This is a genomic window from Pseudomonas sp. BN411, from assembly GCF_029871235.1.
Taxonomy (GTDB): Bacteria; Pseudomonadota; Gammaproteobacteria; order Pseudomonadales; family Pseudomonadaceae; genus Metapseudomonas.
Genome location: NZ_SSOM01000082.1, coordinates 95,054 through 115,448, shown reverse-complemented (window position 1 = coordinate 115,448; position 20,395 = coordinate 95,054). Strand labels below are relative to the sequence as shown.

The 20,395-nt window shown below is 64.4% G+C and carries 17 protein-coding genes; 12 read left to right on the top strand and 5 right to left on the bottom strand.

Annotated elements, in window-relative coordinates; genetic code table 11:
• Nucleotides 1-189: 189 nt before the first annotated feature.
• The 4 genes from ccoG to E8F06_RS25365 all read left to right on the top strand — a co-directional run bounded on the left by ccoG (nucleotide 190) and on the right by E8F06_RS25365 (nucleotide 5,238).
• Complete coding sequence (gene ccoG, locus E8F06_RS25380; protein ID WP_280372061.1) at nucleotides 190-1,605, top strand: cytochrome c oxidase accessory protein CcoG; 1,416 nt, start codon at nucleotides 190-192, stop codon at nucleotides 1,603-1,605.
• Nucleotides 1,606-1,686: 81 nt separating this feature from the next.
• Complete coding sequence (gene mapR / locus E8F06_RS25375; protein WP_280372118.1) at nucleotides 1,687-3,108, top strand: GntR family transcriptional regulator MpaR; 1,422 nt, start codon at nucleotides 1,687-1,689, stop codon at nucleotides 3,106-3,108.
• Between the two features lie 303 nt (nucleotides 3,109-3,411).
• The gene (locus tag E8F06_RS25370) at nucleotides 3,412-3,609 is read left to right on the top strand and encodes a hypothetical protein (RefSeq protein WP_151132120.1); all 198 of its coding nucleotides are present in this window, start codon (nucleotides 3,412-3,414) and stop codon (nucleotides 3,607-3,609) included.
• Between the two features lie 156 nt (nucleotides 3,610-3,765).
• The gene (locus E8F06_RS25365) at nucleotides 3,766-5,238 is read left to right on the top strand and encodes an inorganic phosphate transporter (RefSeq protein WP_280372060.1); all 1,473 of its coding nucleotides are present in this window, start codon (nucleotides 3,766-3,768) and stop codon (nucleotides 5,236-5,238) included.
• A 296-nt stretch (nucleotides 5,239-5,534) separates the two neighbouring features.
• On the opposite strand, the gene E8F06_RS25360 is transcribed toward E8F06_RS25365, so the two are convergent.
• Complete coding sequence (locus E8F06_RS25360) at nucleotides 5,535-7,028, bottom strand: helicase HerA-like domain-containing protein (protein ID WP_280372059.1); 1,494 nt, start codon at nucleotides 7,026-7,028, stop codon at nucleotides 5,535-5,537.
• Nucleotides 7,029-7,154: 126 nt separating this feature from the next.
• Between E8F06_RS25360 and E8F06_RS25355 the strand changes: the two genes are divergently transcribed.
• Nucleotides 7,155-9,032 (top strand): methyl-accepting chemotaxis protein, encoded by a 1,878-nt coding sequence (locus E8F06_RS25355; RefSeq protein WP_280372058.1) that lies wholly within the window; start codon nucleotides 7,155-7,157, stop codon nucleotides 9,030-9,032.
• Between the two features lie 75 nt (nucleotides 9,033-9,107).
• Here the strand turns inward: E8F06_RS25355 and E8F06_RS25350 are convergent, their stop codons facing one another.
• From E8F06_RS25350 to purU, 3 genes are read right to left on the bottom strand one after another with little or no spacing between them, the layout of a single operon-like run.
• The gene (locus E8F06_RS25350; RefSeq protein WP_226283628.1) at nucleotides 9,108-9,281 is read right to left on the bottom strand and encodes a hypothetical protein; all 174 of its coding nucleotides are present in this window, start codon (nucleotides 9,279-9,281) and stop codon (nucleotides 9,108-9,110) included.
• A gap of 10 nt (nucleotides 9,282-9,291) precedes the next feature.
• The gene (locus tag E8F06_RS25345; protein ID WP_190827407.1) at nucleotides 9,292-9,717 is read right to left on the bottom strand and encodes a CBS domain-containing protein; all 426 of its coding nucleotides are present in this window, start codon (nucleotides 9,715-9,717) and stop codon (nucleotides 9,292-9,294) included.
• Between the two features lie 49 nt (nucleotides 9,718-9,766).
• On the bottom strand, nucleotides 9,767-10,618 hold the full coding sequence (gene purU / locus E8F06_RS25340) for a formyltetrahydrofolate deformylase (RefSeq protein ID WP_280372057.1): 852 nt from the start codon (nucleotides 10,616-10,618) through the stop codon (nucleotides 9,767-9,769).
• Nucleotides 10,619-10,945: 327 nt separating this feature from the next.
• Between purU and mvaT the strand changes: the two genes are divergently transcribed.
• A complete protein-coding gene (mvaT, locus tag E8F06_RS25335) occupies nucleotides 10,946-11,326 on the top strand; it encodes a histone-like nucleoid-structuring protein MvaT (protein ID WP_280372056.1) in 381 nt (126 codons plus the stop codon).
• Nucleotides 11,327-11,406: 80 nt separating this feature from the next.
• On the opposite strand, the gene sbcB is transcribed toward mvaT, so the two are convergent.
• Nucleotides 11,407-12,840: an exodeoxyribonuclease I gene (gene sbcB / locus E8F06_RS25330; RefSeq protein ID WP_280372055.1), complete on the bottom strand. Its 1,434-nt coding sequence runs from the start codon at nucleotides 12,838-12,840 to the stop codon at nucleotides 11,407-11,409.
• Nucleotides 12,841-13,159: 319 nt separating this feature from the next.
• On the opposite strand from sbcB, the gene E8F06_RS25325 reads away from it, so the two are divergent.
• Genes E8F06_RS25325 through E8F06_RS25300 form a run of 6 tightly spaced genes read left to right on the top strand, consistent with a single transcriptional unit; the run spans nucleotide 13,160 to nucleotide 20,041 of the window.
• Complete coding sequence (locus E8F06_RS25325) at nucleotides 13,160-13,894, top strand: RDD family protein (RefSeq protein ID WP_280372054.1); 735 nt, start codon at nucleotides 13,160-13,162, stop codon at nucleotides 13,892-13,894.
• Complete coding sequence (locus E8F06_RS25320; protein ID WP_280372053.1) at nucleotides 13,891-14,871, top strand: stage II sporulation protein M; 981 nt, start codon at nucleotides 13,891-13,893, stop codon at nucleotides 14,869-14,871. The genes E8F06_RS25325 and E8F06_RS25320 overlap by 4 nt, the downstream gene beginning before the upstream one ends.
• Complete coding sequence (locus E8F06_RS25315) at nucleotides 14,858-16,441, top strand: DUF4129 domain-containing protein (protein WP_280372052.1); 1,584 nt, start codon at nucleotides 14,858-14,860, stop codon at nucleotides 16,439-16,441. Before E8F06_RS25320 ends, E8F06_RS25315 begins: the two co-directional genes overlap by 14 nt.
• A complete protein-coding gene (locus E8F06_RS25310; protein WP_280372051.1) occupies nucleotides 16,438-17,688 on the top strand; it encodes a DUF4350 domain-containing protein in 1,251 nt (416 codons plus the stop codon). The genes E8F06_RS25315 and E8F06_RS25310 overlap by 4 nt, the downstream gene beginning before the upstream one ends.
• Nucleotides 17,685-18,713: a MoxR family ATPase gene (locus E8F06_RS25305; RefSeq protein WP_280372050.1), complete on the top strand. Its 1,029-nt coding sequence runs from the start codon at nucleotides 17,685-17,687 to the stop codon at nucleotides 18,711-18,713. The genes E8F06_RS25310 and E8F06_RS25305 overlap by 4 nt, the downstream gene beginning before the upstream one ends.
• A complete protein-coding gene (locus tag E8F06_RS25300) occupies nucleotides 18,710-20,041 on the top strand; it encodes a DUF58 domain-containing protein (RefSeq protein WP_280372049.1) in 1,332 nt (443 codons plus the stop codon). The genes E8F06_RS25305 and E8F06_RS25300 overlap by 4 nt, the downstream gene beginning before the upstream one ends.
• Nucleotides 20,042-20,395 lie beyond the last annotated feature (354 nt).

Genomic DNA, 20,395 nt, shown 5'->3' with positions numbered 1-20,395 from the left:
ACGACCCGCGACCAGATGCCGCACAGCTGTCATGGATTCCACCGCCAGGTGCCCACGCCATGCGTGTTGCGGCCTGGCGGCCCATCACGGCTCATCTGATATGGTTTTTGGTGTCTGATCTGAATCTGTTTTGCCGATCAGTGCCTTCCTATAGTCCGTCTCGCCGTAACAGCCTGATGGGCACTGATCATGAGCGAGAGAATTCCGGCGCAGGTCATCGAGGTCACACCCAACCTGCCCCCCATTGCCAACAAACCCCTTTCCGCCTCCAGCGGACCTATCCACACGCGCCGCTTCACCGGCCTCTTCCGCGACCTGCGACGCATCGGTGCGGGCCTTCTGTGCCTGCTCTTCTTCGGCACCGTCTGGCTCGACTGGGACGGTCGCCAGGCGGTGCTCTGGAGCCTGGAACAGAGCAAGTTCTACATTTTCGGCGCCACCTTCTGGCCCCAGGATTTCATTCTGCTGTCGGGGCTGCTGATCATCTGCGCCTTCGGCCTGTTCTTCATCACCGTGTTCGCCGGCCGCGTCTGGTGCGGCTACACCTGCCCGCAGAGCGTCTGGACCTGGATGTTCATGTGGTGCGAGCAAGTCACCGAGGGTGATCGCAACCAGCGCATCAAGCTGGCGGCCGCGCCCTGGAGCGCCAACAAGCTGCTGCGCCGTTCCGCCAAGCACGTTCTCTGGCTGGCCATCAGCCTGGCCACCGCCATCACCTTCGTCGGCTACTTCACCCCGGTACGTGATCTGACGGCGAACCTGGCCACCTGGGAAATCGGCGGCACCGCGCTGTTCTGGGTGATCTTCTTTGCCGGGGCCACCTATATAAATGCAGGCTGGATGCGCGAGCAGGTATGCATCCACATGTGCCCCTACGCCCGCTTCCAGAGCGTGATGTTCGACAAGGACACCCTGATCGTCTCCTACGACGCACCCCGCGGCGAATCCCGTGGCCCGCGCAAGAAGGGCAGCGACCCGAAGGCCCAGGGCCTGGGCGACTGCATCGATTGCCAGATGTGCGTGCAGGTCTGCCCCACCGGTATCGACATCCGCGATGGCCTGCAGATCGCCTGCATCGGCTGCGCCGCCTGCATCGACGCCTGTGACTCGATCATGGACCGCATGGGTTACGCCCGAGGCCTGGTGGGCTACAGCTCCGAGCGCGCACTGGAAGGCGGCAAGACTAATCTGCTGCGCCCACGACTGATCGGCTATGCCATCGCCCTGGTGCTGATGATCCTCGCCCTGGCCTGGCTGGGTGCCACCCGTCCGCAGCTGTCGGTCGACGTGATCAAGGACCGTGGCATGTTCCGCGAGAACGCCGCTGGCGAGATCGAGAACATCTACAACCTCAAGCTGATCAACAAGACCCAGCGCGACCAGCGTTACGTGGTGGAGCTGGAGGAAGCCCCCGGCTTCCGCCTGCAAGGCGACCATGAGGTCAGCATCGGCGCCGGCGAGATCCTCTCCCTGCCGGTATCGGTGGCGCTCACCGATGACGAAGGCCCCGCCGGTTCCCGTCCGCTGCGCTTCGTGGTGCGCAGCCTGGATGAACCGGATACCGAGGTCAGCGCCGGCAGCACCTTCGTCAGCCCGAGGCGCTGAAGCATGGGCCGGGATCATGGCGGCGTACGCGCCGAGCGCTTAGAGTTGGGCACCGCCTTGCCGCTGCCCAACCAGGAAAAGATGAAGCGCTACGAGAAATTCGCCGACGAGATCGCCGAACTGATCCGCACCGGGGTACTTGCTCCGGGTCAAAAAGTACCCTCGGTGCGGCACGCCAGCCGCACCTACGGCGTCAGCGCTTCCACCGTGTTCCAGGCTTATTACCTGCTGGAAAGCCGCGGGCTGATCATCGCCCGCGCCCGCTCCGGCTACTTCGTCTGCGAACACGTGCGCCGGCCCTTGCCCGAACCCCAGCCGGGGCCACGGGAAGCGGCCACCACCGAGGTGGATGTCAGCGAACTGGTGTTCTCGGTACTGAGTTCCATCAAGGACCCGGACACCGTGCCCTTCGGCTCGGCCTTCCCCAGCCCGGAACTCTTCCCCCTGCAGCGCCTGGCCCGCTCCATGGCCCACGCGGTGCGGGAAATGGACCCACGCTCCACGGTGGCCGACATGACGCCGGGCAACCACGCCCTGCGCCGGCAAATCGCCCTGCGCTACATGGTCGGCGGCCTGCCGCTGCCCATCGAGGAACTGGTGATCTGCAATGGCGCACTGGAGGCCCTCAACCTCTGCCTGCAGGTGGTTGCCCGTCCCGGTGATCTGGTGGCCATCGAAGCGCCTGCCTTCTATGCCAGCCTCCAGGTACTCGAACGCCTGAAGCTGAAGGCGGTGGAAATTCCGGTGCACCCCCGCGACGGCATCGACCTGCAGGTGCTGGAAGACAGCCTGGAACGACTGCCGATCAAGGCCTGCTGGTTCATGAGCAACTTCCAGAATCCTCTGGGGGCAAGTCTTTCGGAGGACAAGAAACGCCAACTGGCCGCACTGCTGGCCAAACACCAGGTGCCGATGATCGAGGACGACGTCTACGCCGAGCTGTACTTCGGCCAGCACGCCCCCAAGCCGGTGAAGGCCTACGACAGCGAAGGCCTGGTGATGCATTGCAGTTCCTTCTCCAAGAGCCTGGCACCTGGATACCGGGTTGGCTGGGTCTCTGGTGGGCGCTTCGCCGGGCAGATCGAGCGGCTGAAGCTGATGACCAGCATCTCGGCTTCGGTGCCGGCCCAGGCCGCCATCGCCGACTACCTGCAACACGGCGGCTACGACCGCCACCTGCGCAAACTGCGCTACGCCCTGGAGAGCCAGCGCAACGCCATGCTCGCCGCCGTGGCGCGCCACTTCCCCGAAGAAACTCGCGTCAGCCGCCCGGAAGGGGGCTACTTCCTCTGGCTGGAATTCCCCGAGCAGGTGGACTCCCTGCGCCTGTTCCAACTCGCTCTGGCGCAGGGCATCAGCATCGCTCCGGGGCCGATTTTTTCCGCCACACGACGTTTCGGCCATTGCGCCCGTCTCAACTTTGGTCATCCCTGGAGCAACTCCAGCGAACAGGCGATGGAAACTCTTGGCAGGATTATCCGGTCTCTTATGGGTAACTCCTGACATTCGAAGAGTAGATATCGTTCGGTCCCTCGGGAATTCTCTGTAATGGAGCTTTCCCGATTCCTTGTTATACTTCGCAACGTTCTTTCGGGGTTTTCAGGGAAATCGACTTCCAATCCCGGATATTTCGCAGGGACTTTCTGCAGTGCGTAGGAAAGTCCAATTTAGTTGCGATAACTGAACTTTGTCCTACAAGAAGGCCGGACCAACGGCCTCGATCGGGCGACCGACGCCAAAGAGGCAAACGCCTCTAGATCGCCCGTTTCAGTTGATGACCATTGATCAAAAAAACGGAATAACCACGTGACGAAAGACGAACTGCGCGCCGAACTCGAGCGCCAGGCGCAACGTTACAAGGACGTATACGGCGGCGAAATCACTACCTATGCCGCGCAAAGGGACCCAGAACGCAAGCCCTGGCGCAAAAAACCCAGCCTGCTCGACAAAAGCTTCGAAAGAGAGCTGGAAAAGATCGAGAAAGAGTTGCGAGAGGAACCCTGACAGATTGTCGCACCCCGCCCGCTGGGAGAATCGATCGTATTGATTTGCGACAACTTCAGTAGGGAATGTCGGAAACCGCTCGGCGTCAGGGTCTGGGCGACGACCGGTTTTCTGGCATAATCGCGGCCCCTTCATGACCTCAGTCACAAAACCTTCATGTTCGATCTCTTCAGCGGGCTAGATGCCTGGCTGGTGCTGAGCCTCTGTCTCGCCCTGGCATTCGTCCTGACCTTCGAGTTCATCAACGGCTTCCATGACACCGCCAACGCGGTAGCCACCGTCATCTACACCAAGGCCATGTCGCCCTACCGGGCGGTGATCCTTTCGGGGATCTTCAACTTCCTTGGCGTGCTGCTGGGCGGTGTCGGTGTGGCCTACGCCATCGTCCACCTGCTGCCGGTGGAGCTGCTGATCAACGTCAATACCGGCCATGGCCTGGCCATGGTGTTCAGCCTGCTGACCGCGGCCATCGCCTGGAACCTGGGCACCTGGTACTTCGGTATCCCGGCCTCCAGCTCCCATACCCTGATCGGCTCCATCCTCGGCGTCGGCCTGGCCAACGCCCTGCTCACCGACGTGCCGCTGGCCGAAGGCGTGAACTGGGGCAAGGCCATCGACATCGGCCTGTCGCTGATCTTCTCCCCGGCCGCCGGCTTCATGGTCGCAGCCCTGCTGCTGCTCGGCCTGAAGTGGATGTATCCGCTGTCGAAGATGCACAAAACCCCGGAAACCCGTAAGGAGCTGGACGAGAAGAAGCATCCGCCCTTCTGGAACCGCCTCGTGCTGGTGATTTCCGCCATGGCCGTGAGCTTCGTGCACGGTTCCAACGACGGTCAGAAAGGCATCGGCCTGATCATGCTGGTACTGATCGGTATCGTTCCGGCCAAGTTCGTGCTGGACCTCAACAGCACCACCTACCAGATCGAGCGTACCCGCGACGCCGCGGTCCACCTGAGCCAGTTCTACCAGCGCCACACCGATACCCTTGGCGAGATGCTGGCCCTAGGCAAGAGCAATGGCAGCGACATGCCGGAACTCTACCGCTGCGATCCGAAGCAGACCGAGCCGACCATCGCCGCCCTGCTGAAGACCCTCGACGGCGTCTCCAACTACAAGGACCTGAGCGAAGAGCGCCGCGTCGAAGCCCGCCGCTACCTGCTCTGCCTGGACGACACCGCGAAGAAGGTGGGCAAGCTCTCCGAACTGCCGGCCCGCGAGAAGGCCGACCTGGAGAAACTGCGCAAGGACCTGACCGCCACCACCGAATACGCCCCGTTCTGGGTGATCCTGGCTGTAGCCCTGGCGCTCGGCATCGGCACCATGGTCGGCTGGAAGCGCGTGGTACGTACCGTCGGCGAGAAGATCGGCAAGCACGGCATGACCTACGCACAGGGCATGAGCGCGCAGATCACCGCCGCTTGCGCCATCGGCATGGCCAACATCTACAGCCTGCCGGTATCCACCACCCACGTACTGTCCTCCGGCGTCGCCGGCACCATGGTCGCCAACAAGAGCGGCCTGCAGGGCGGCACCGTGCGCAATATCCTGATGGCGTGGATTCTCACCCTGCCCACCACCATCGTGCTGTCCGCCGCCCTCTTCTGGCTGGCCATCACCATCATCGTCTGATTCGGACGAGCATGAAAAAGGGCGCCTTCGGGCGCCCTTTTTCGTTCCTGATTTTCTGTAGGGGCGAATTCATTGGCGATGTCTGCGTTAGCTGTTGCCAGAGATCGCCCATCGGTCCAGGAGCCTTGTAGGAGCTAGCTTGCTAGCGAAAAGGGGGCCATTCGCTGGCAAGCCAGCTCCTACGGAAAATGCAGCTACTGGCAACACTTGATGCTGACACAGCGAATTCGTCCGCAAAGGGCGGCGAAGCCGCCCCGGATAAATCCCAAGGCAGACCATACAGAGGTAGCCGCGCCTCAACGACGCTTGCTGCCTCCCAACAGAGATCCCATCAATCCACGCACCAGTTGCCGGCCAAGCTGGTTGGCGGCCTGACGTACCGCCGTCTTCATCGCCTGGCTGGCAAAAGTGCCCAGCAGTTCACCAGCCAAATCGCCCATGCCGGGTTGGCTGGCCTCGGCATTGCCGCTCTTCTGCTCGGGCTCTTCGACCGGTGCCTGGGCCTTTCGAGCCGTGAGCATTTCATAGGCGGACTCACGGTCGATGGGTTTGTCGTAACGCCCGGCCTGGGGTGAGCTGCGTACCAGCGCGGCGCGCTCGCTGTCGTTCAGCGGACCAATGCGCGACTGCGGTGGAGCGATGGCCACGCGCTGGACCATGGCCGGTGTGCCCTTCTCTTCCAGGGTGCCCACCAGGGCTTCGCCAATCCCCAGTTCGGTGAGCACGGTCAGGGTGTCGAAAGCCGGGTTGGGACGGAAGCCATCGGCCACTGCGCGCAGGGACTTCTGCTCCTTCGCAGTGAAGGCGCGCAGACCGTGCTGGATGCGCAGGCCGAGCTGGGCCAGCACGTCATCGGGCAGGTCGCTGGGGGACTGGGTGACGAAGTAGACTCCAACGCCCTTGGAGCGGATCAACCGCACCACCTGTTCCAGACGTTCCTGCAATGCCTTCGGGGTACCGCTGAAGAGCAGGTGCGCCTCGTCGAAGAAGAGTGCCAGCACTGGCTTGTCGGCATCGCCGCGTTCGGGCAGTTGCTCGAAGAGCTCCGCCAGCAGCCAGAGCAGGAAGGTGGCGTAGACCTTGGGCGCTTCATGAACCAGGCGGCTGGCATCCAGCAGGTGGATGCGGCCACGGCCGTCCCGGTCGGGCTGGAGGATATCTTCCAGTTGCAGGGCCGGTTCACCGAACAGCGAATCGGCCCCCTGCTGTTCCAGGGTAGCCAGGCGCCGCAGCAGGGCCTGGGCGGAGGCGCCGGCGAACAGGGCGCGGTCTTCTCCAAGCAGCTCCGGATGATCCTTGAGGTGATTGAGCAGCACCTTGAGATCCTTCAGGTCGAGCAGCAGCAGGCCTTCGCGATCGGCTACCTGGAAGGCGGCATAGAGCGCGGCCTGCTGGCTGTCAGTCAGCTCCAGCAGGTTACCCAGCAGCAGCGGCCCCATTTCACTGAGGGTGGTGCGCAGTGGATGGCCGGTCTGTCCGGCAACGTCCCAGAGGGTGACCGGGTAGGCCTGGGGCCGGTGGCCCAGCCAGGGCATGGATGCGATGCGTTCGGCCACCTTGCCCTGGGGATTTCCCGGCGCACCAAGGCCGCAAAGATCACCCTTGATATCCGCCGCGAACACCGCCACGCCGGCATCGCTGAAGACCTCCGCAAGATGCTGCAGAGTCACCGTCTTGCCGGTGCCGGTAGCACCGGCGATCAGGCCATGGCGGTTGGCCAGTTTCATGGCCTGGGCGACGGCGTTGCCCTGCGGATCAGCGCCAAGCGTCAAGGACCGGGGTTCGGGCATTTTGCACTCCTCGAATTAAAGCTTTGATCGAATCCCGCCGATATATAAACCGACGTTTCTACTCAGTTTTTTCAGTACTCGCGTGCCGTAAAGACTGGTGCCTGACCCAACCGGACGCAAGCAAACATGATCAAAAACCTGCGGTTCAGCCACAAGATTCTGCTCGCCGCCTCCCTGGTGGTGATTGCAGCTTTCTCGCTGTTCACCCTGTACAACGATTACTTGCAAAGGAATGCGCTCCGTGACGACCTGGAAAACTATCTGCAGGAAATGGGCGATGTAACCGCCAGCAATATCCAGAACTGGCTTTCTGGCCGGATTCTGCTGGTGGAAAGCGTTGCCGAATCCCTTGCCGCCAACCCATCTGGCGACGCCGTACCCACCCTGCTGCAACAGCGGGCCCTGAGTTCCACCTTCGCTTTCACCTACTTCGGCACCCAGGACGGGCAATTCACCATGCGCCCGGACAGCGCCATGCCCGAAGGCTACGACCCACGTACCCGTCCCTGGTATCAAGGCGCCAAGAGTGCCGGCGGCACCACCCTCACCGAGCCCTACGTGGACGCGGCGACCGGCGAACTGATCATGACCATCGCCACGCCGGTGCAGTCCCTCGGCGTCGCCGGCGGTGACCTGAGCCTGCAGACCCTGGTGCAGATCATCAACGCCCTGGACTTCGACGGCATGGGCTACGCCTTCCTGGTCAGCGCCGACGGCAAGATCCTGGTGCACCCGAACAAGGACATGGTCATGAAGAGCCTGCGGGACATCTACCCGCAGAACACCCCGGCCATCAGCACCGGCTTCAGCGAAGTCGAAGTGGACGGCACCACCCGCATCCTCACTTTCGCTCCGGTGAAGGGCCTGCCGTCGGTGAACTGGTACATCGGCGTATCGGTGGACAAGGGCAAGGCCTACAGCATGCTCAGCGAGTTCCGCGCCTCGGCCATCGTTGCCACCGTGATTGCGGTGGTGATCATCATGATCCTGCTGGGCATGCTGATCCGCGTGCTGATGCAGCCCCTGCACACCATGGGGCGCGCCATGCAGGACATCGCCCAGGGTGAAGGCGACCTGACTCGCCGCCTGGCGATCCATACCCAGGATGAGTTCGGCGAACTGGCCAGCGCCTTCAACCGTTTCGTCGAGCGTATCCACGGCTCCATCAGCGAAGTGTCCTCGGCCACCAATCACGTGAACCAGGTGGCCAAGCTGGTGCTGAATGCCTCCAACTCGTCCATGAGCAACTCCGACGAGCAGGCCAATCGCACCAACAGCGTCGCCGCCGCGATCAACGAACTGGGCGCCGCCGCCCAGGAAATCGCCCGCAACGCCGCCGACGCCTCGCACCAGGCCTCCTCCGCGCGCACCCTGGCCGAGGATGGCCGTCAGGTGGTGGAGCGCACCATTGCCGCGATGAACGAACTGTCCGGGAAGATCCGCGCCTCCTGCGGCAACATCGAGACGCTGAACAGCAAGACGGTGAACATCGGCCAGATCCTCGAAGTCATCAAAGGCATCTCCGAACAAACCAACCTGCTGGCACTCAACGCCGCCATCGAAGCCGCCCGCGCCGGGGAAGCCGGCCGGGGCTTCGCCGTGGTGGCCGACGAAGTGCGCAACCTGGCCCACCGCACCCAGGAGTCGGCGCAGGAAATCCAGCAGATGATCGAGGAGCTGCAGGTCGGCGCGCGCGAGGCGGTCACCACCATGACCGAGAGCCAGCGCTACAGCGAGCAGAGCGTGGAGATCGCCAACCAGGCCGGCCAGCGCCTGGGCAGCGTGACCCAGCGCATCGGCGAGATCGACGGCATGAACCAGTCGGTGGCCACTGCCACCGAGGAACAGACCGCCGTGGTCGACTCGCTGAACATGGACATCACCGAGATCAACACCCTCAACCAGGAAGGCGTGGAGAACCTCCAGGCCACCCTGCGCGCCTGCGCCGACCTGGACCAGCAGGCCGCACGGCTGCAGCAACTGGTGGGGAGTTTCCGGATCTGACGGTGGGTGGTTGCTCATGTGGGGGCGAATTCATTCGCGAATGAATCAGCCCACAGCGGAAACAAGAAAGGCGCCCTAGGGCGCCTTTTTCTTTTCTTCCTCTTCCTGCACCTTGCGCCACAACTCGGCGGCCCCGGGAAACTCGGTGCCGTTCTCCTCGCTCAACTCATCCGGGTCGTAGCGCCGGACGCAGCCTTCGCCGAGGGTGGGAGGCGGGGTTGAGGTGGCGCGGTCACGCGGGTCGGCCATGGCAGGGTCCTCAGACTTCCGGAGGTTGTTCGGGGTCGTGCTGGGCGAACGCCTTCACCGCACGCAAGACATCGCGGCGACTGATCTGGCCGACCAGCACGCCCTCCTCCACCACAGGGAAACGCCGACGCTTGTCACGCAGGAAGCGTTGGCAGACTTCGATGATGTCGGTTTCAGGGGAAACGCTCTCGACCTGGGTGGCCATGTAGCTGCTGACGCTGCCGCCGACGGCGTCGAAATATGCGCCGGAGAGAATGCCACGCAAGCAGTCGCCGTCGGAGATCATGCCGATCAGGTGGCCCTGGGAGTCCACCACGGGAGCGCCGGATATCCGGTGCTCCAGCAGGCGGTCGATGGCCAGGAAAAGGTCGGTGTCGGACCTGAAGGTCACCAGGTGGCGAGTCATGTAGTCGCGCACCTTGATGGACTTGAGCATGGGGCGGGCTCCTCTGCCGGGTGACCGGAGCGGATGCCCGCCGAAGGCATCAGTTGAACACGACGGTCTTGTTGTCGTGCACCAGCACCCGGTCTTCAAGGTGATAGCGTAGCCCACGGGACAACACCATCTTTTCCACATCCTTGCCGAAGCGAACCATGTCTTCGACGCTGTCGCGATGGGTCACACGCACCACGTCCTGCTCGATGATCGGGCCGGCATCCAGCTCCTCGGTGACGTAGTGGCAAGTGGCGCCGATCAGTTTCACGCCGCGCAGCGAAGCCTGGTGGTACGGCTTGGCGCCGACGAAGGACGGCAGGAAGCTGTGGTGGATGTTGATCACCTGGTGGGCGTAACGCTGGCACAGCTCGGGCGGGAGGATCTGCATGTAGCGGGCGAGCACCACGGTATCGGCGTTGTGCGCTTCCACCAGACGGGAAACCTCGTCGAAGGCCGGCTGCTTGTTCTTCGGGTCCACCGGAACATGGAAGTACGGAATGCCGTGCCACTCCACCATGCTGCGCAGGTCGTCGTGGTTGGCGATCACGCAGGGAATCTCGCAATCCAGTTCGCCGCTGTGCCAGCGGTGCAGCAGGTCGGCCAGGCAGTGGGAGTCGCGGCTGGCCATCAGCACCACGCGCTTCTTCACTTCGGAGTCGGTAATGCGCCATTCCATCGAGAACTCGCGGGCGATGGGCGCAAAGGCTTGGCGGAAACCGTCCAGATCGAAGGGCAAGGAGTCAGCACGGATTTCATGGCGCATGAAGAACCAGCCGCTCTGATTATCCGAGTGATGACTGGCCTCGGTAATCCAGCCGTTGTAGGTAGCCAGGAAGTTACTGACCTTGGCTACGATGCCGACGCCGTCCGGACAGGCAATCACCAGACGAAATGTGCGCATTTGGGAACACTCCAGAGACTTCGCAAAGGCGGCCATTCTAGCCAGTACGCGCAAAAACTTCAGTAACCTCGTGGCCTCCAGCGGATTGCCGCTGATCGCGGAACAACACAAGACAGGCAAACTAAGGGCTGAAGCTGGAGCTCGATATAGCGAGTATTCCTGGCGCAATTACGCATTAGAGGGGCCATGGGACTAGTATGAAAGTAGAAGTCGCCAACAATGCGTACAAAACTTTTCCTGCTTATTTACTTGCAGATAATCGCTGTCTATTATTGCTGACACTTCGCAATCGCAAGTCAACGCACGATTCCAACAAGGGACGCCGACATGTCGCTGATCAACGAATACCGGGCAACGGAAGAAGCCATCAAGGAGCTCCAAGAGCGCCTGAAGAACCTGTCCCAGGACGACAAGCTGAAGAAAGAACTGGAGTTCGAAGGCAAACTGCGCACTCTGATGGGTGAATATCAGAAGTCCCTGCGCGACATCATTGCCCTGCTCGATCCGGATGCCCGCTCCGCCAAGGCTCCGCGTGCCGCCAAGGCCGCTGCAGGCGGCAGCAAGCGCGCCCGCAAGGTCAAGCAGTACAAGAACCCGAATACCGGTGAAGTCATCGAAACCAAGGGTGGCAACCACAAGACTCTGAAAGAGTGGAAAGCCAAGTGGGGCGCCGACGCCGTTGAAGGTTGGGCCACCATCCTGGGCTAAGCCTTCGGTAATAAAGAACGCCAGCATCTGCTGGCGTTTTTTATTGGCCGGGGAAAAGCCCCGAAAAGTTTCCGGGGCGTTTATCGCAACTGATAGCGCTGTCCCAGTTCCGTGGCATATCGGCGCCACTCCAGCAAGATCGCCTGTTGTGCCGGCTCTGCTTTGGCCTGGAATTCATCCAGCGCCAGGAAAAAACTCTCCAGGGTATTAGGCGCCCCGAATTCCGGGCTTTTCAGCCGATTTCTACAAAACTCTTCCCAACGCGACCGGTCAGTCTCCGACAAAGTTTCAGGAAAGTTTCTTGCGCGGTAACGGAACAGCAATTCCGGCAGACGCGGGTCGTCGAACGGCCAGTTCTCCCGGGACAGCCGTTGCGGATCGGCGCGTCGCACTTGTTCGCAGAGTCGACGATCGCGATCACCGAGAAATCCGTCATACAACTGCTGCTCCGGATCATCCGGCGAAGCGAACTCTTCTTCCGCATAAATAACCGGCAACTTCTCTTGCCACACGGCAGATTGCGCAGTGAGTAGCGCGGCGCGGCGCTGGCAGAGTTCCAGATCCACGCCAAGCCGCTGGCGATCGTCCTCACGCAGCACGCCGAGGGGCGCCACCACCGGACAGCGGTTGATGTGCAACAGCTTCAGCGGCACCGGCAGCTCGCCTTCGGCCAGTTCGTCACGACGGGTGTAGAGACGCCGGCGCAGGGTTTCCCCGTCCTGCTCCAGCAGGGGGGCCGGGTCCGACTGCAGGTCGAGCACGATCAGCGCATTGCGATTGCGCGGATGCCAGGCCAGCGGCAGCACCACTGCCAGGTAATGACGTTCGCCGGAGAAGCGTCCGGAAATGTGCACCAGCGGCTGCAGCAGGCGAACCTGTTCCTGCACTTTGTGCTTGCTGCGCAACTGATAGAGGTAATCAAAGAGCTTCGGCTGACGCTCACGCAGCAGGCGCGCCAGGGCGATGGTCGCGCGAACGTCGGAGAGTGCATCGTGGGCCTGGCCATGGTCGATGCCGTTGGCCGCCGTGAGCAACTCCAGGCGCAGGCTGACGCGTCCGTCCTGCTGCGGCCATTCGATGCCTTCCGGGCGCAGGGCATAGGCGGTACGCACCAGGTCGATCAGGTCCCAGCGGCTGTTGCCGCCTTGCCACTCGCGGGCGTATGGATCGTAGAAGTTGCGATAGAAGCTGTAGCGGGTGACCTCGTCGTCGAAACGCAGGGTGTTGTAACCAGCGCCGCAGGTGCCCGGCAGTGACAGCTCGGCATGCACCCGGTGCATGAACTCCGCCTCGCCCAGCCCCTTCTCCGCCAAGGTGCCGGGCAGGATGCCGGTAACGAGGCAGGCCGCCGGATGGGGCAGGATGTCGTCGCTGGGCTTGCAGTAGAGATTGATCGGTTCGCCGATCTCGTTGAGCGACTCGTCGGTGCGAATGCCGGCCACCTGCAGCGGTCGGTCGCAGCGCGGATTGATGCCGGTGGTTTCGTAGTCGTGCCAGAAGATGCTGGAAGTCACGGCGTCCCCCTTGTTCGTGAGCGGGCCAGTCTAACACCGGGCCGAACGCGGCAACGGCGCCGAACTGGGCCGGAAACTTCGCCATTCGCCGTCTTGCTGGCCGGTTTGCCGCAAGCCTAGAATCGCCGCCACTGGATGATCGACCCCGACAAGGACTGCCCCATGCCCGCGCCTACCGCCCCCCGCGCCGACGCCCGCGCGCCATTCGCCTTGTCGAATTCCCCAATCCCTTCACAGCATGCGGGCTGAGTCCTCCCTGCCCGGTTGCCTGGATACCAGCCGCTCGCTAGCATCTGGCTTTCCCCTTGGCGCCCAGCCGATGCCCGCACCCCGATCCGGTTCCCATCCCGCCGATTCCCAGGCCCAGCCGCTGGACACCCGCTACCAGGTCGAAACACCGGAAGGCATCGACCTGGTCCTGCGTCCGGCCGGCCTGCTGCCACGCGCCCTGGCCTATGCCATCGACCTGGCGATTCGCGGTGCGATCATGCTGGTCCTGTTCATCGCCCTGGCCCTGCTCGGGCAGCTCGGTATGGGCCTGGGGCTGATCCTCATGTTCCTGCTCAACTGGTGGTACATGGTGCTGTTCGAAGTGCTCAACCAGGGCCGCTCGCCGGGCAAGCAGGTGATGGGCCTGCGTGTGGTGCATGACGACGGCACGCCCGTGGGCTGGTCCTCCTCCCTGGTGCGCAACCTGCTGCGCTTCGTCGACCTGCTGCCCTTCGCCTACACCCTGGGCGCCCTCAGCTGCCTGCTGCACCCGACGTTCAAGCGCCTGGGGGACATTGCCGCCGGCAGCCTGGTGGTCTACCGCGACGAGAAGAGCCAGCGCCCGACATTGCCGGATGCCGAGCCGGAGCGCGCGCCCTTCTCCCTGACCCTTGCCGACCAGCGCGCCCTGCTCAGCTTCGCCGAGCGCCAGGCCAGCCTGTCCCCAGCCCGCCGCGCCGAGCTCGCCGGCATCCTTGCCGAACCGCTTTCCGTACCGGCGGAACAGGCGCAGGCGCGCATCAATGGCATCGCACGCGGCCTGCTGGGGTCGGAGTCGCCATGAAACAGAATCTCTTCGAACGCCAGCACCGGGCCAACTGGAAGGCCTTCGCCGAGCAACTCGAACGTCTTGAACGCGGCAAGGCCGACGCCCGTACCTGCGAAACCTTCTCCGCCGACTACCGGCAGGTGTGCCAGCAGTTGGCCCTGGCCCAGGAGCGCGGCTACAGCAGCCATCTGGTGGAACACCTGCAGCAATTGGCCATGCGCGGCCACCAGCAGTTCTATCGCCATCGCAGCCATCTCGGCGCGCGCTTGCTGGGCTTCCTGCTCGGAGGCTTCCCGCGCCTGGTACGCAGCCAGTGGCGCAGCATCGCCGCCGCCAGCCTGCTGTTCTACGGCAGCCTTCTGCTGATGGGCCTGCTGGTGCACAACTGGCCGGAGCTGGTCTACAGCGTGCTGGACCCGGAACAGGTGTCGTCGATGGAATCCATGTACGACCCGGACGCCCGGCGCATCGGCCCCATGAGCGAGCGTGACTCGGGGGACGACTGGATGATGTTCGGCCACTACATCATGAACAACATCGGTATCGCCTTTCAGACCTATGCCGGCGGCCTGCTCTTCGGGGTCGGCAGCCTGTTCTTCCTGCTATTCAACGGCCTGCATATCGGCGCCGTCGCCGGCCACCTGACCCAGATCGGCTTCGGCGAAACCTTCTGGTCCTTCGTCGTCGGCCACGGCGCCTTCGAGCTCACCGCCATCGCCTTTGCCGGCGCCGCCGGCCTGCAGTTGGGCTGGGCCCTGCTCGCTCCCGGCCGCCTGCCCCGTGGCGAGGCCCTGCGCCTGGCTGCCGGGCGCAGCGTGCAGTTGGTGGCCGGGGTGATCCTGCTGTTGGTGATCGCCGCATTCGTCGAGGCCTACTGGTCGTCCATGACGCTGGTGACGCCGCAGATGAAATACCTGGTGGGCGCGGGCCTGTGGCTGCTGGTCGCGCTCTATTTCGGCCTGGTGGGACGGAGGACGCATGCGCCTGACTGACGCCAGCGTCGCCATCCGCCCACGCAGCGCCTGGGAGGCCATGGACCTCGGCGTGCTGCTGGCGCGCCGCCACGCCGGCCTGCTGATGGCCAGCTGGGCCATCGCCACCTTCCCGGTATTCGCCCTGCTCACCCTCGTCTGCTGGAACTACCCAGGACTCGCGGTATTCCTTTTCTGGCTGCTCAAGCCCGCCTACGAGCGGCTGCCGCTGTACATCCTGTCCCGCGCCCTGTTCGGCGACACGCCAAGCCTCAAGGAAGCCCTGCGCGCCTACCCACGCCTGCTCAAGCCGCAATTGCTCGCCAGCCTCACCTGGCGCCGCCTGAGCACCACCCGCAGCTTCGACCTGCCGGTGCTGCAACTCGAAGGACTTTCCGGGCAAGCGCGCAGCCAACGTCTGGTGGTGCTGGGCCAGCGTGATGCGGGCGGCGCCACCTGGCTGACGGTCATCGGCGTACACCTGGAGTCGGCCCTCTGGTTCGGACTGCTCACCTTGCTCTACCTGATGCTGCCCCAGCAGGTGGCCATCGACTGGGACTGGCAGAAGCTGCTGGAAATGGCCTCAGGCGAATGGCTCTGGCTGGAACACCTGTCCAACAGTCTCTACGTCCTGGTGCTGATGATCTGGGGACCGGTCTATGTCGCCTGCGGCTTCACCCTCTACCTGAACCGCCGCACGTCCCTGGAAGGCTGGGACATCGAACTGCAATTCCGTCGCTTGCGCCAGCGCCTGACCGGCACCGCGTACGCCCTGCTGCTGGGCCTTGGCCTGCTGCTCAGCCAACTGCCGCAACCGGCCATGGCCGAAGATGCGCCCGCCCTCTGCCTCGCACCCCTGGCCTACCTCGACGGCCCGGACGCCGAGCGCCTCACCCACCAGGCACTCACCAGCCAGGCCGCGAAGGACAACATCACCACGCTGCTCGACGCTGCGCCCTTCCAGAACCGCGAAACCGTCACCCGCTGGCGCCTGGGCGATGAAAACGCCGACAAGGAAGTGAAACCCGAAGACGTAGAAGGCTGGGCCGAGTTCATCCGCAACCTGTTCAAGCTGGCCGAGTACGCCAAGAGCCTGGACAGCGTCGCCCTGGTGATCAAAGTGCTGCTCTGGGGCGTGCTGATCAGCCTCGTCGCCCTGCTGGTCTGGCGTTATCGCGACTGGCTCAGCGCCTTTGCCGGCCGCCTGGGCCTGCCCCAGCGCCGCCCGCGTGAAGCCCCTGCCGTGCTGTTCGGCCTCGAACTCGCACCGGAAAGCCTGCCCGACGACGTGGCAGGCGAAGCCGAACGCCTCTGGGCCAGCCAGCCCCGCGAGGCCCTCGGCCTGCTCTATCGCGCCCTGCTCAGCCGCCTGCTGCACGACTTCCGCCTGCCCCTCAGGCAATCCCACACCGAAGGCGAAGTGCTGCAACTGGTGCTTCGTCTGGAGAACAGCGAACTGGAAGGCTTCAGCCGGACCCTCACCGGCCACTGGCAGAACCTCGCCTATGGCCACCGTCTGCCCGCCACCGAACTGCGCCAGGGACTCTGCGATGGCTGGCGGCGCCTGTTCGCCAGCGGAGCCGCGCAATGAACCTGCGTCCGCGTTTCCTCATTGGCGCCGGACTGTTCCTGCTGCTGGGACTGATCGCAATCTACGTCGCCGGCCGCCTGCAGCCTTACCAGGACACCGTCGAACACGGCCCGTCACCCGAGGTGCAGGGCAACCCCTATCTGGCGGCCGAATACTTCCTGCGCAAGCAAGGCCTGCAGGTGAACCGCGCCGACGGCCTGGAAGTGCTCGACACCCTGCCCAGCGCCGGCAACACCCTGTTGCTGCTCGGCAGCCGTTCGCGCATGACCCCGCGCCAGGCCAATCGCTTGCTGGAATGGGCGAGCAAGGGCGGCCACCTGCTATTCATCGTCGAGCGCCTCTACGACGAGAAGGAAGGCAAGAGCGGTGACCTGCTGGCCGACCGTCTTGGCATCCAGCAGTACGAAGCCCGCGATCTCGAAGAAGACGAAAGCACGGAACCGGAGGAGCCCGAAGAGCCGGAAGGCCTGCGCGCCGAGGAACGGCCGGAGGATGCCGCACCCTCCCAGGACGAAGAGACCGATGCCGAGAACGATCCCTTCCCCGAACTGACCAAGCTCTACCTGGAAAACGAGCAGGCACCGGCCTACGCCAGCTTCGACACGGATTTCCACCTCTACGACAGCCAGAACCGCGCCCACGCCTGGGCCAACAGCGCCAAGGCCACCCACATGCTGCAGCTGAACCACGGCGACGGACTGGTCACCGTGGTCACCGATGGCTGGATCTGGCAGAACCGCGATATCGACCAGTACGACAACGCCTGGCTGCTCTGGTACCTCACCCAGGACAGCGCCGTCACCCTGCTCTACCGCGCCGAACGCGATGGCCTGGCCACCCTGCTCGGGCAGAACTTCCCCGAGGCCCTGCTGGCCCTTGCCTTGCTCATCGCCCTGGTCCTCTGGCACGTCGGCCAGCGCCAGGGGCCTTTGCAGGCACCGGCCAGCCGCGCTCGCCGGCAATTGGAAGAACACTTGCGCGGCAGCGCCGACTTCCTGCTCCGCCGCAGCGGCCAGGTCAGTCTGCTGCAAGGCCTGCAGCGGGATATCCAGCGCCGCGCACGGCATCGCCATCCCGGATTCGAACGGCTCCCCGTGGCCGAGCAGTGGCAGGTGCTGGGCCGCCTGACCCGCCTGCCGCCCAGCGCCATCAGCCAGGCCATGCGGCCGTTGCCCAAGCAACGTCTCACCGCCGCCGATTTCACCCGCCAGGTCGCCCACCTGCAAACCCTCAGGAATGCCCTATGACGAGCGAACAGATTTCCGATCCGTCGCAAGCCGAAGCCGCCAGCTCCGCGGCGACCTCCACCGCCACCCAGCGCCAGCGCGCCAGCCAGCTTGCCCAGGCACTGCGCCTTGAACTGCAGAAGGCCGTGGTCGGCCAGATCGCTGTGATCGACGACGTGCTCACCGCCCTGCTGGCCGGCGGCCACGTACTGGTGGAAGGCGTGCCGGGCCTTGGCAAGACCCTGCTGGTGCGGGCTCTCGCGCGCTGCTTCGGCGGTGAGTTCTCGCGCATCCAGTTCACCCCCGACCTGATGCCCAGCGATGTCACTGGCCACGCCGTGTACGACATGCAGAGCGAGCAGTTCAAGCTGCGCAAGGGGCCGGTGTTCACCAACCTGCTGCTGGCGGACGAGATCAACCGCGCCCCGGCCAAGACCCAGGCCGCCCTGCTGGAAGTGATGCAGGAGCGCCAGGTCACCCTGGAAGGCCGCGCCCTACCGGTTCCCCAGCCGTTCCTGGTGCTGGCGACCCAGAACCCAATCGAGCAGGAAGGCACCTATCCCCTGCCGGAAGCCGAGCTCGACCGTTTCATGCTCAAGCTGCGCATGGACTACCCGGCCGCCGACGAAGAAATCAGCCTGGTGCGTCAGGTCACCCGTTCGGCCCGCGCGGACATGCTCGACGTGGCGCCGCTGCGCACCCTGATCCAGGCTCGCGACGTGATTGCCCTGCAGAAGATCGCCAGCGAATTGCCGGTGGATGACCAGGTGCTCGACTACGCCGTGCGCCTGGCCCGCGCTACCCGCAGCTGGCCGGGCCTGGCCATGGGTGCCGGACCACGCGCCTCCATCGCCCTGGTCCGTGGCGGTCGCGCCCGCGCGCTGCTGCGCGGCGGCGACTTCGTGCTGCCGGATGACGTCAAGGGCTGCGCCCTGGCCGTCCTGCGCCACCGCGTACGTCTGTCGCCGGAGCTGGATATCGAAGGCCTGTCGGTAGACCAGGTGCTCCAGCAGATCCTCGACCAGGTGCCGGCGCCGCGCCTATGAAGCCGTCCCGCGCACTGCTCGCGCTGGTAGCCGGACTCTTCGGTCTGGCCCTGTTGCTCGGTGCCCTGCCGGCGCTGGGTGTCGACCTGCCGGCGCAGTTGCAGCCGCTCTGGTGGGGCCTGCTCTGCGCCCTGCTTCTACTCGGCCTGCTCGACGCCATCTGGCTACGCCGGCTGCCTTCGCCACGCCTGGAACGTGCGCTGCCGGGTAACCTCGCGCTGGGCCGCTGGAGCGACGTGCGCCTCACCCTGCATCACGGCTACGGGCGCTCCCTGAACGTCGGCGTGTTCGACCAGGTGCCCGCCGCCATGGACTTCGAACCCCTGCCCCAGCAGGTGGCCCTGCATCCCGGCGAACACACCGAATTCGGCTATCGGGTGCGACCGCTCAAGCGTGGTCATTTCCACTTCCCCGCCTGCGAATTGCAGCTGCCCAGCCCACTGGGCCTGTGGCGGCACAAACGGGTGCTCGACCTCCCAGGAGAGGCACGCGTCTATCCGGACTTCGCCCGTCTTTACGGCGCCCAGTTGAAGGCGGTGGACGACTGGCTCAGCCAGCTCGGCGTGCGCCAACGCCCGCGCCGCGGTCTCGGTCTGGAATTCCATCAGCTGCGGGAATTCCGCGATGGCGACACGCTGCGCCAGATCGACTGGAAAGCCACCGCCCGCAAGCGCACACCCATCGCCCGCGAATACCAGGACGAACGCGACCAGCAGATCGTTTTCCTCCTCGACTGCGGCCGCCGCATGCGCAGCCAGGACGGCGACCTTTCGCACTTCGACCACGCCCTCAATGCCAGCCTGCTGCTCAGCTACGTGGCCCTGCGACAGGGCGATGCGGTGGGTCTGTCCACCTTCGCCGCCGAACGCGACCGCTTCGTGCCGCCCGTGAAGGGCCCGGCCCAGCTGAACGTACTGCTTAATGGCGTCTACGACCTGGACAGCACCTTGCGCCCGGCCGACTTCAGTGCCGCCGCCGAAGCCCTGCTCGCCCGCCAGCGGCGCCGCGCCCTGGTGGTACTGGTCAGCAACCTGCGCGACGAAGACGATGCCGAGCTGTTCAGCGCCGTGAAGCGCCTCGGCCGCCAGCATCGCCTGCTGGTGGTCAGCCTGCGCGAGGAAATCCTCGACAGCCTGCGCCATACCCCAGTGCAAGGCTTCGATGACGCCCTCGCCTACTGCGGCACGGTGAACTATCTCAACGCCCGCAACAGCCTCCACGAACGCCTCGCCGCCCACGGTGTGCCGGTGCTGGACGCCCGCCCCAGCGAGCTGGGCCCGCAGCTGGTGAGCCGTTATCTGGCGTGGAAGAAGGCTGGGGCGCTGTAGTCCACGGGGCAGCGCATTCGGCCCGTAGGTTGTGGCAGAGCTACGCGAAGCCCAACATGCGGAGTCACGGTCAACCTCGTTGGGCTTCGCTGCGCTCTGCCCAACCTACAAGAGCCCCTCCCCCAACCCTCTCCCGCGAGTGGGAGAGGGGCAGTTCGAGCGTGGGCCCAGCGCCGCGCATCCGGCCCGTAGGTTGTGGCAGAGCTACGCGAAGCCCAGCATGCGGAGTCACGGTCAACCTCGTTGGGCTTCGCTGCGCTCTGCCCAACCTACAAGAGCTCCTCCCCCAACCCTCTCCCGCAAGTGGGAGAGGGGCAGTTCGAGCGTGGGCCCAGCGCCGCGCATCCGACCGTA

Excerpts from the sequence above, each read along its gene's own strand:
- ccoG (WP_280372061.1), top strand. The coding sequence starts at position 190 with ATGAGCGAGAGAATTCCGGCGCAGGTCATCGAGGTCACACCCAACCTG.
- mapR (WP_280372118.1), top strand. The coding sequence starts at position 1,687 with ATGAAGCGCTACGAGAAATTCGCCGACGAGATCGCCGAACTGATCCGC.
- E8F06_RS25365 (WP_280372060.1), top strand. The coding sequence starts at position 3,766 with ATGTTCGATCTCTTCAGCGGGCTAGATGCCTGGCTGGTGCTGAGCCTC.
- E8F06_RS25360 (WP_280372059.1), bottom strand. The coding sequence starts at position 7,028 with ATGCCCGAACCCCGGTCCTTGACGCTTGGCGCTGATCCGCAGGGCAAC.
- E8F06_RS25355 (WP_280372058.1), top strand. The coding sequence starts at position 7,155 with ATGATCAAAAACCTGCGGTTCAGCCACAAGATTCTGCTCGCCGCCTCC.
- E8F06_RS25350 (WP_226283628.1), bottom strand. The coding sequence starts at position 9,281 with ATGGCCGACCCGCGTGACCGCGCCACCTCAACCCCGCCTCCCACCCTC.
- E8F06_RS25345 (WP_190827407.1), bottom strand. The coding sequence starts at position 9,717 with ATGCTCAAGTCCATCAAGGTGCGCGACTACATGACTCGCCACCTGGTG.
- purU (WP_280372057.1), bottom strand. The coding sequence starts at position 10,618 with ATGCGCACATTTCGTCTGGTGATTGCCTGTCCGGACGGCGTCGGCATC.
- mvaT (WP_280372056.1), top strand. The coding sequence starts at position 10,946 with ATGTCGCTGATCAACGAATACCGGGCAACGGAAGAAGCCATCAAGGAG.
- E8F06_RS25325 (WP_280372054.1), top strand. The coding sequence starts at position 13,160 with ATGCCCGCACCCCGATCCGGTTCCCATCCCGCCGATTCCCAGGCCCAG.
- E8F06_RS25320 (WP_280372053.1), top strand. The coding sequence starts at position 13,891 with ATGAAACAGAATCTCTTCGAACGCCAGCACCGGGCCAACTGGAAGGCC.
- E8F06_RS25315 (WP_280372052.1), top strand. The coding sequence starts at position 14,858 with ATGCGCCTGACTGACGCCAGCGTCGCCATCCGCCCACGCAGCGCCTGG.
- E8F06_RS25310 (WP_280372051.1), top strand. The coding sequence starts at position 16,438 with ATGAACCTGCGTCCGCGTTTCCTCATTGGCGCCGGACTGTTCCTGCTG.
- E8F06_RS25305 (WP_280372050.1), top strand. The coding sequence starts at position 17,685 with ATGACGAGCGAACAGATTTCCGATCCGTCGCAAGCCGAAGCCGCCAGC.
- E8F06_RS25300 (WP_280372049.1), top strand. The coding sequence starts at position 18,710 with ATGAAGCCGTCCCGCGCACTGCTCGCGCTGGTAGCCGGACTCTTCGGT.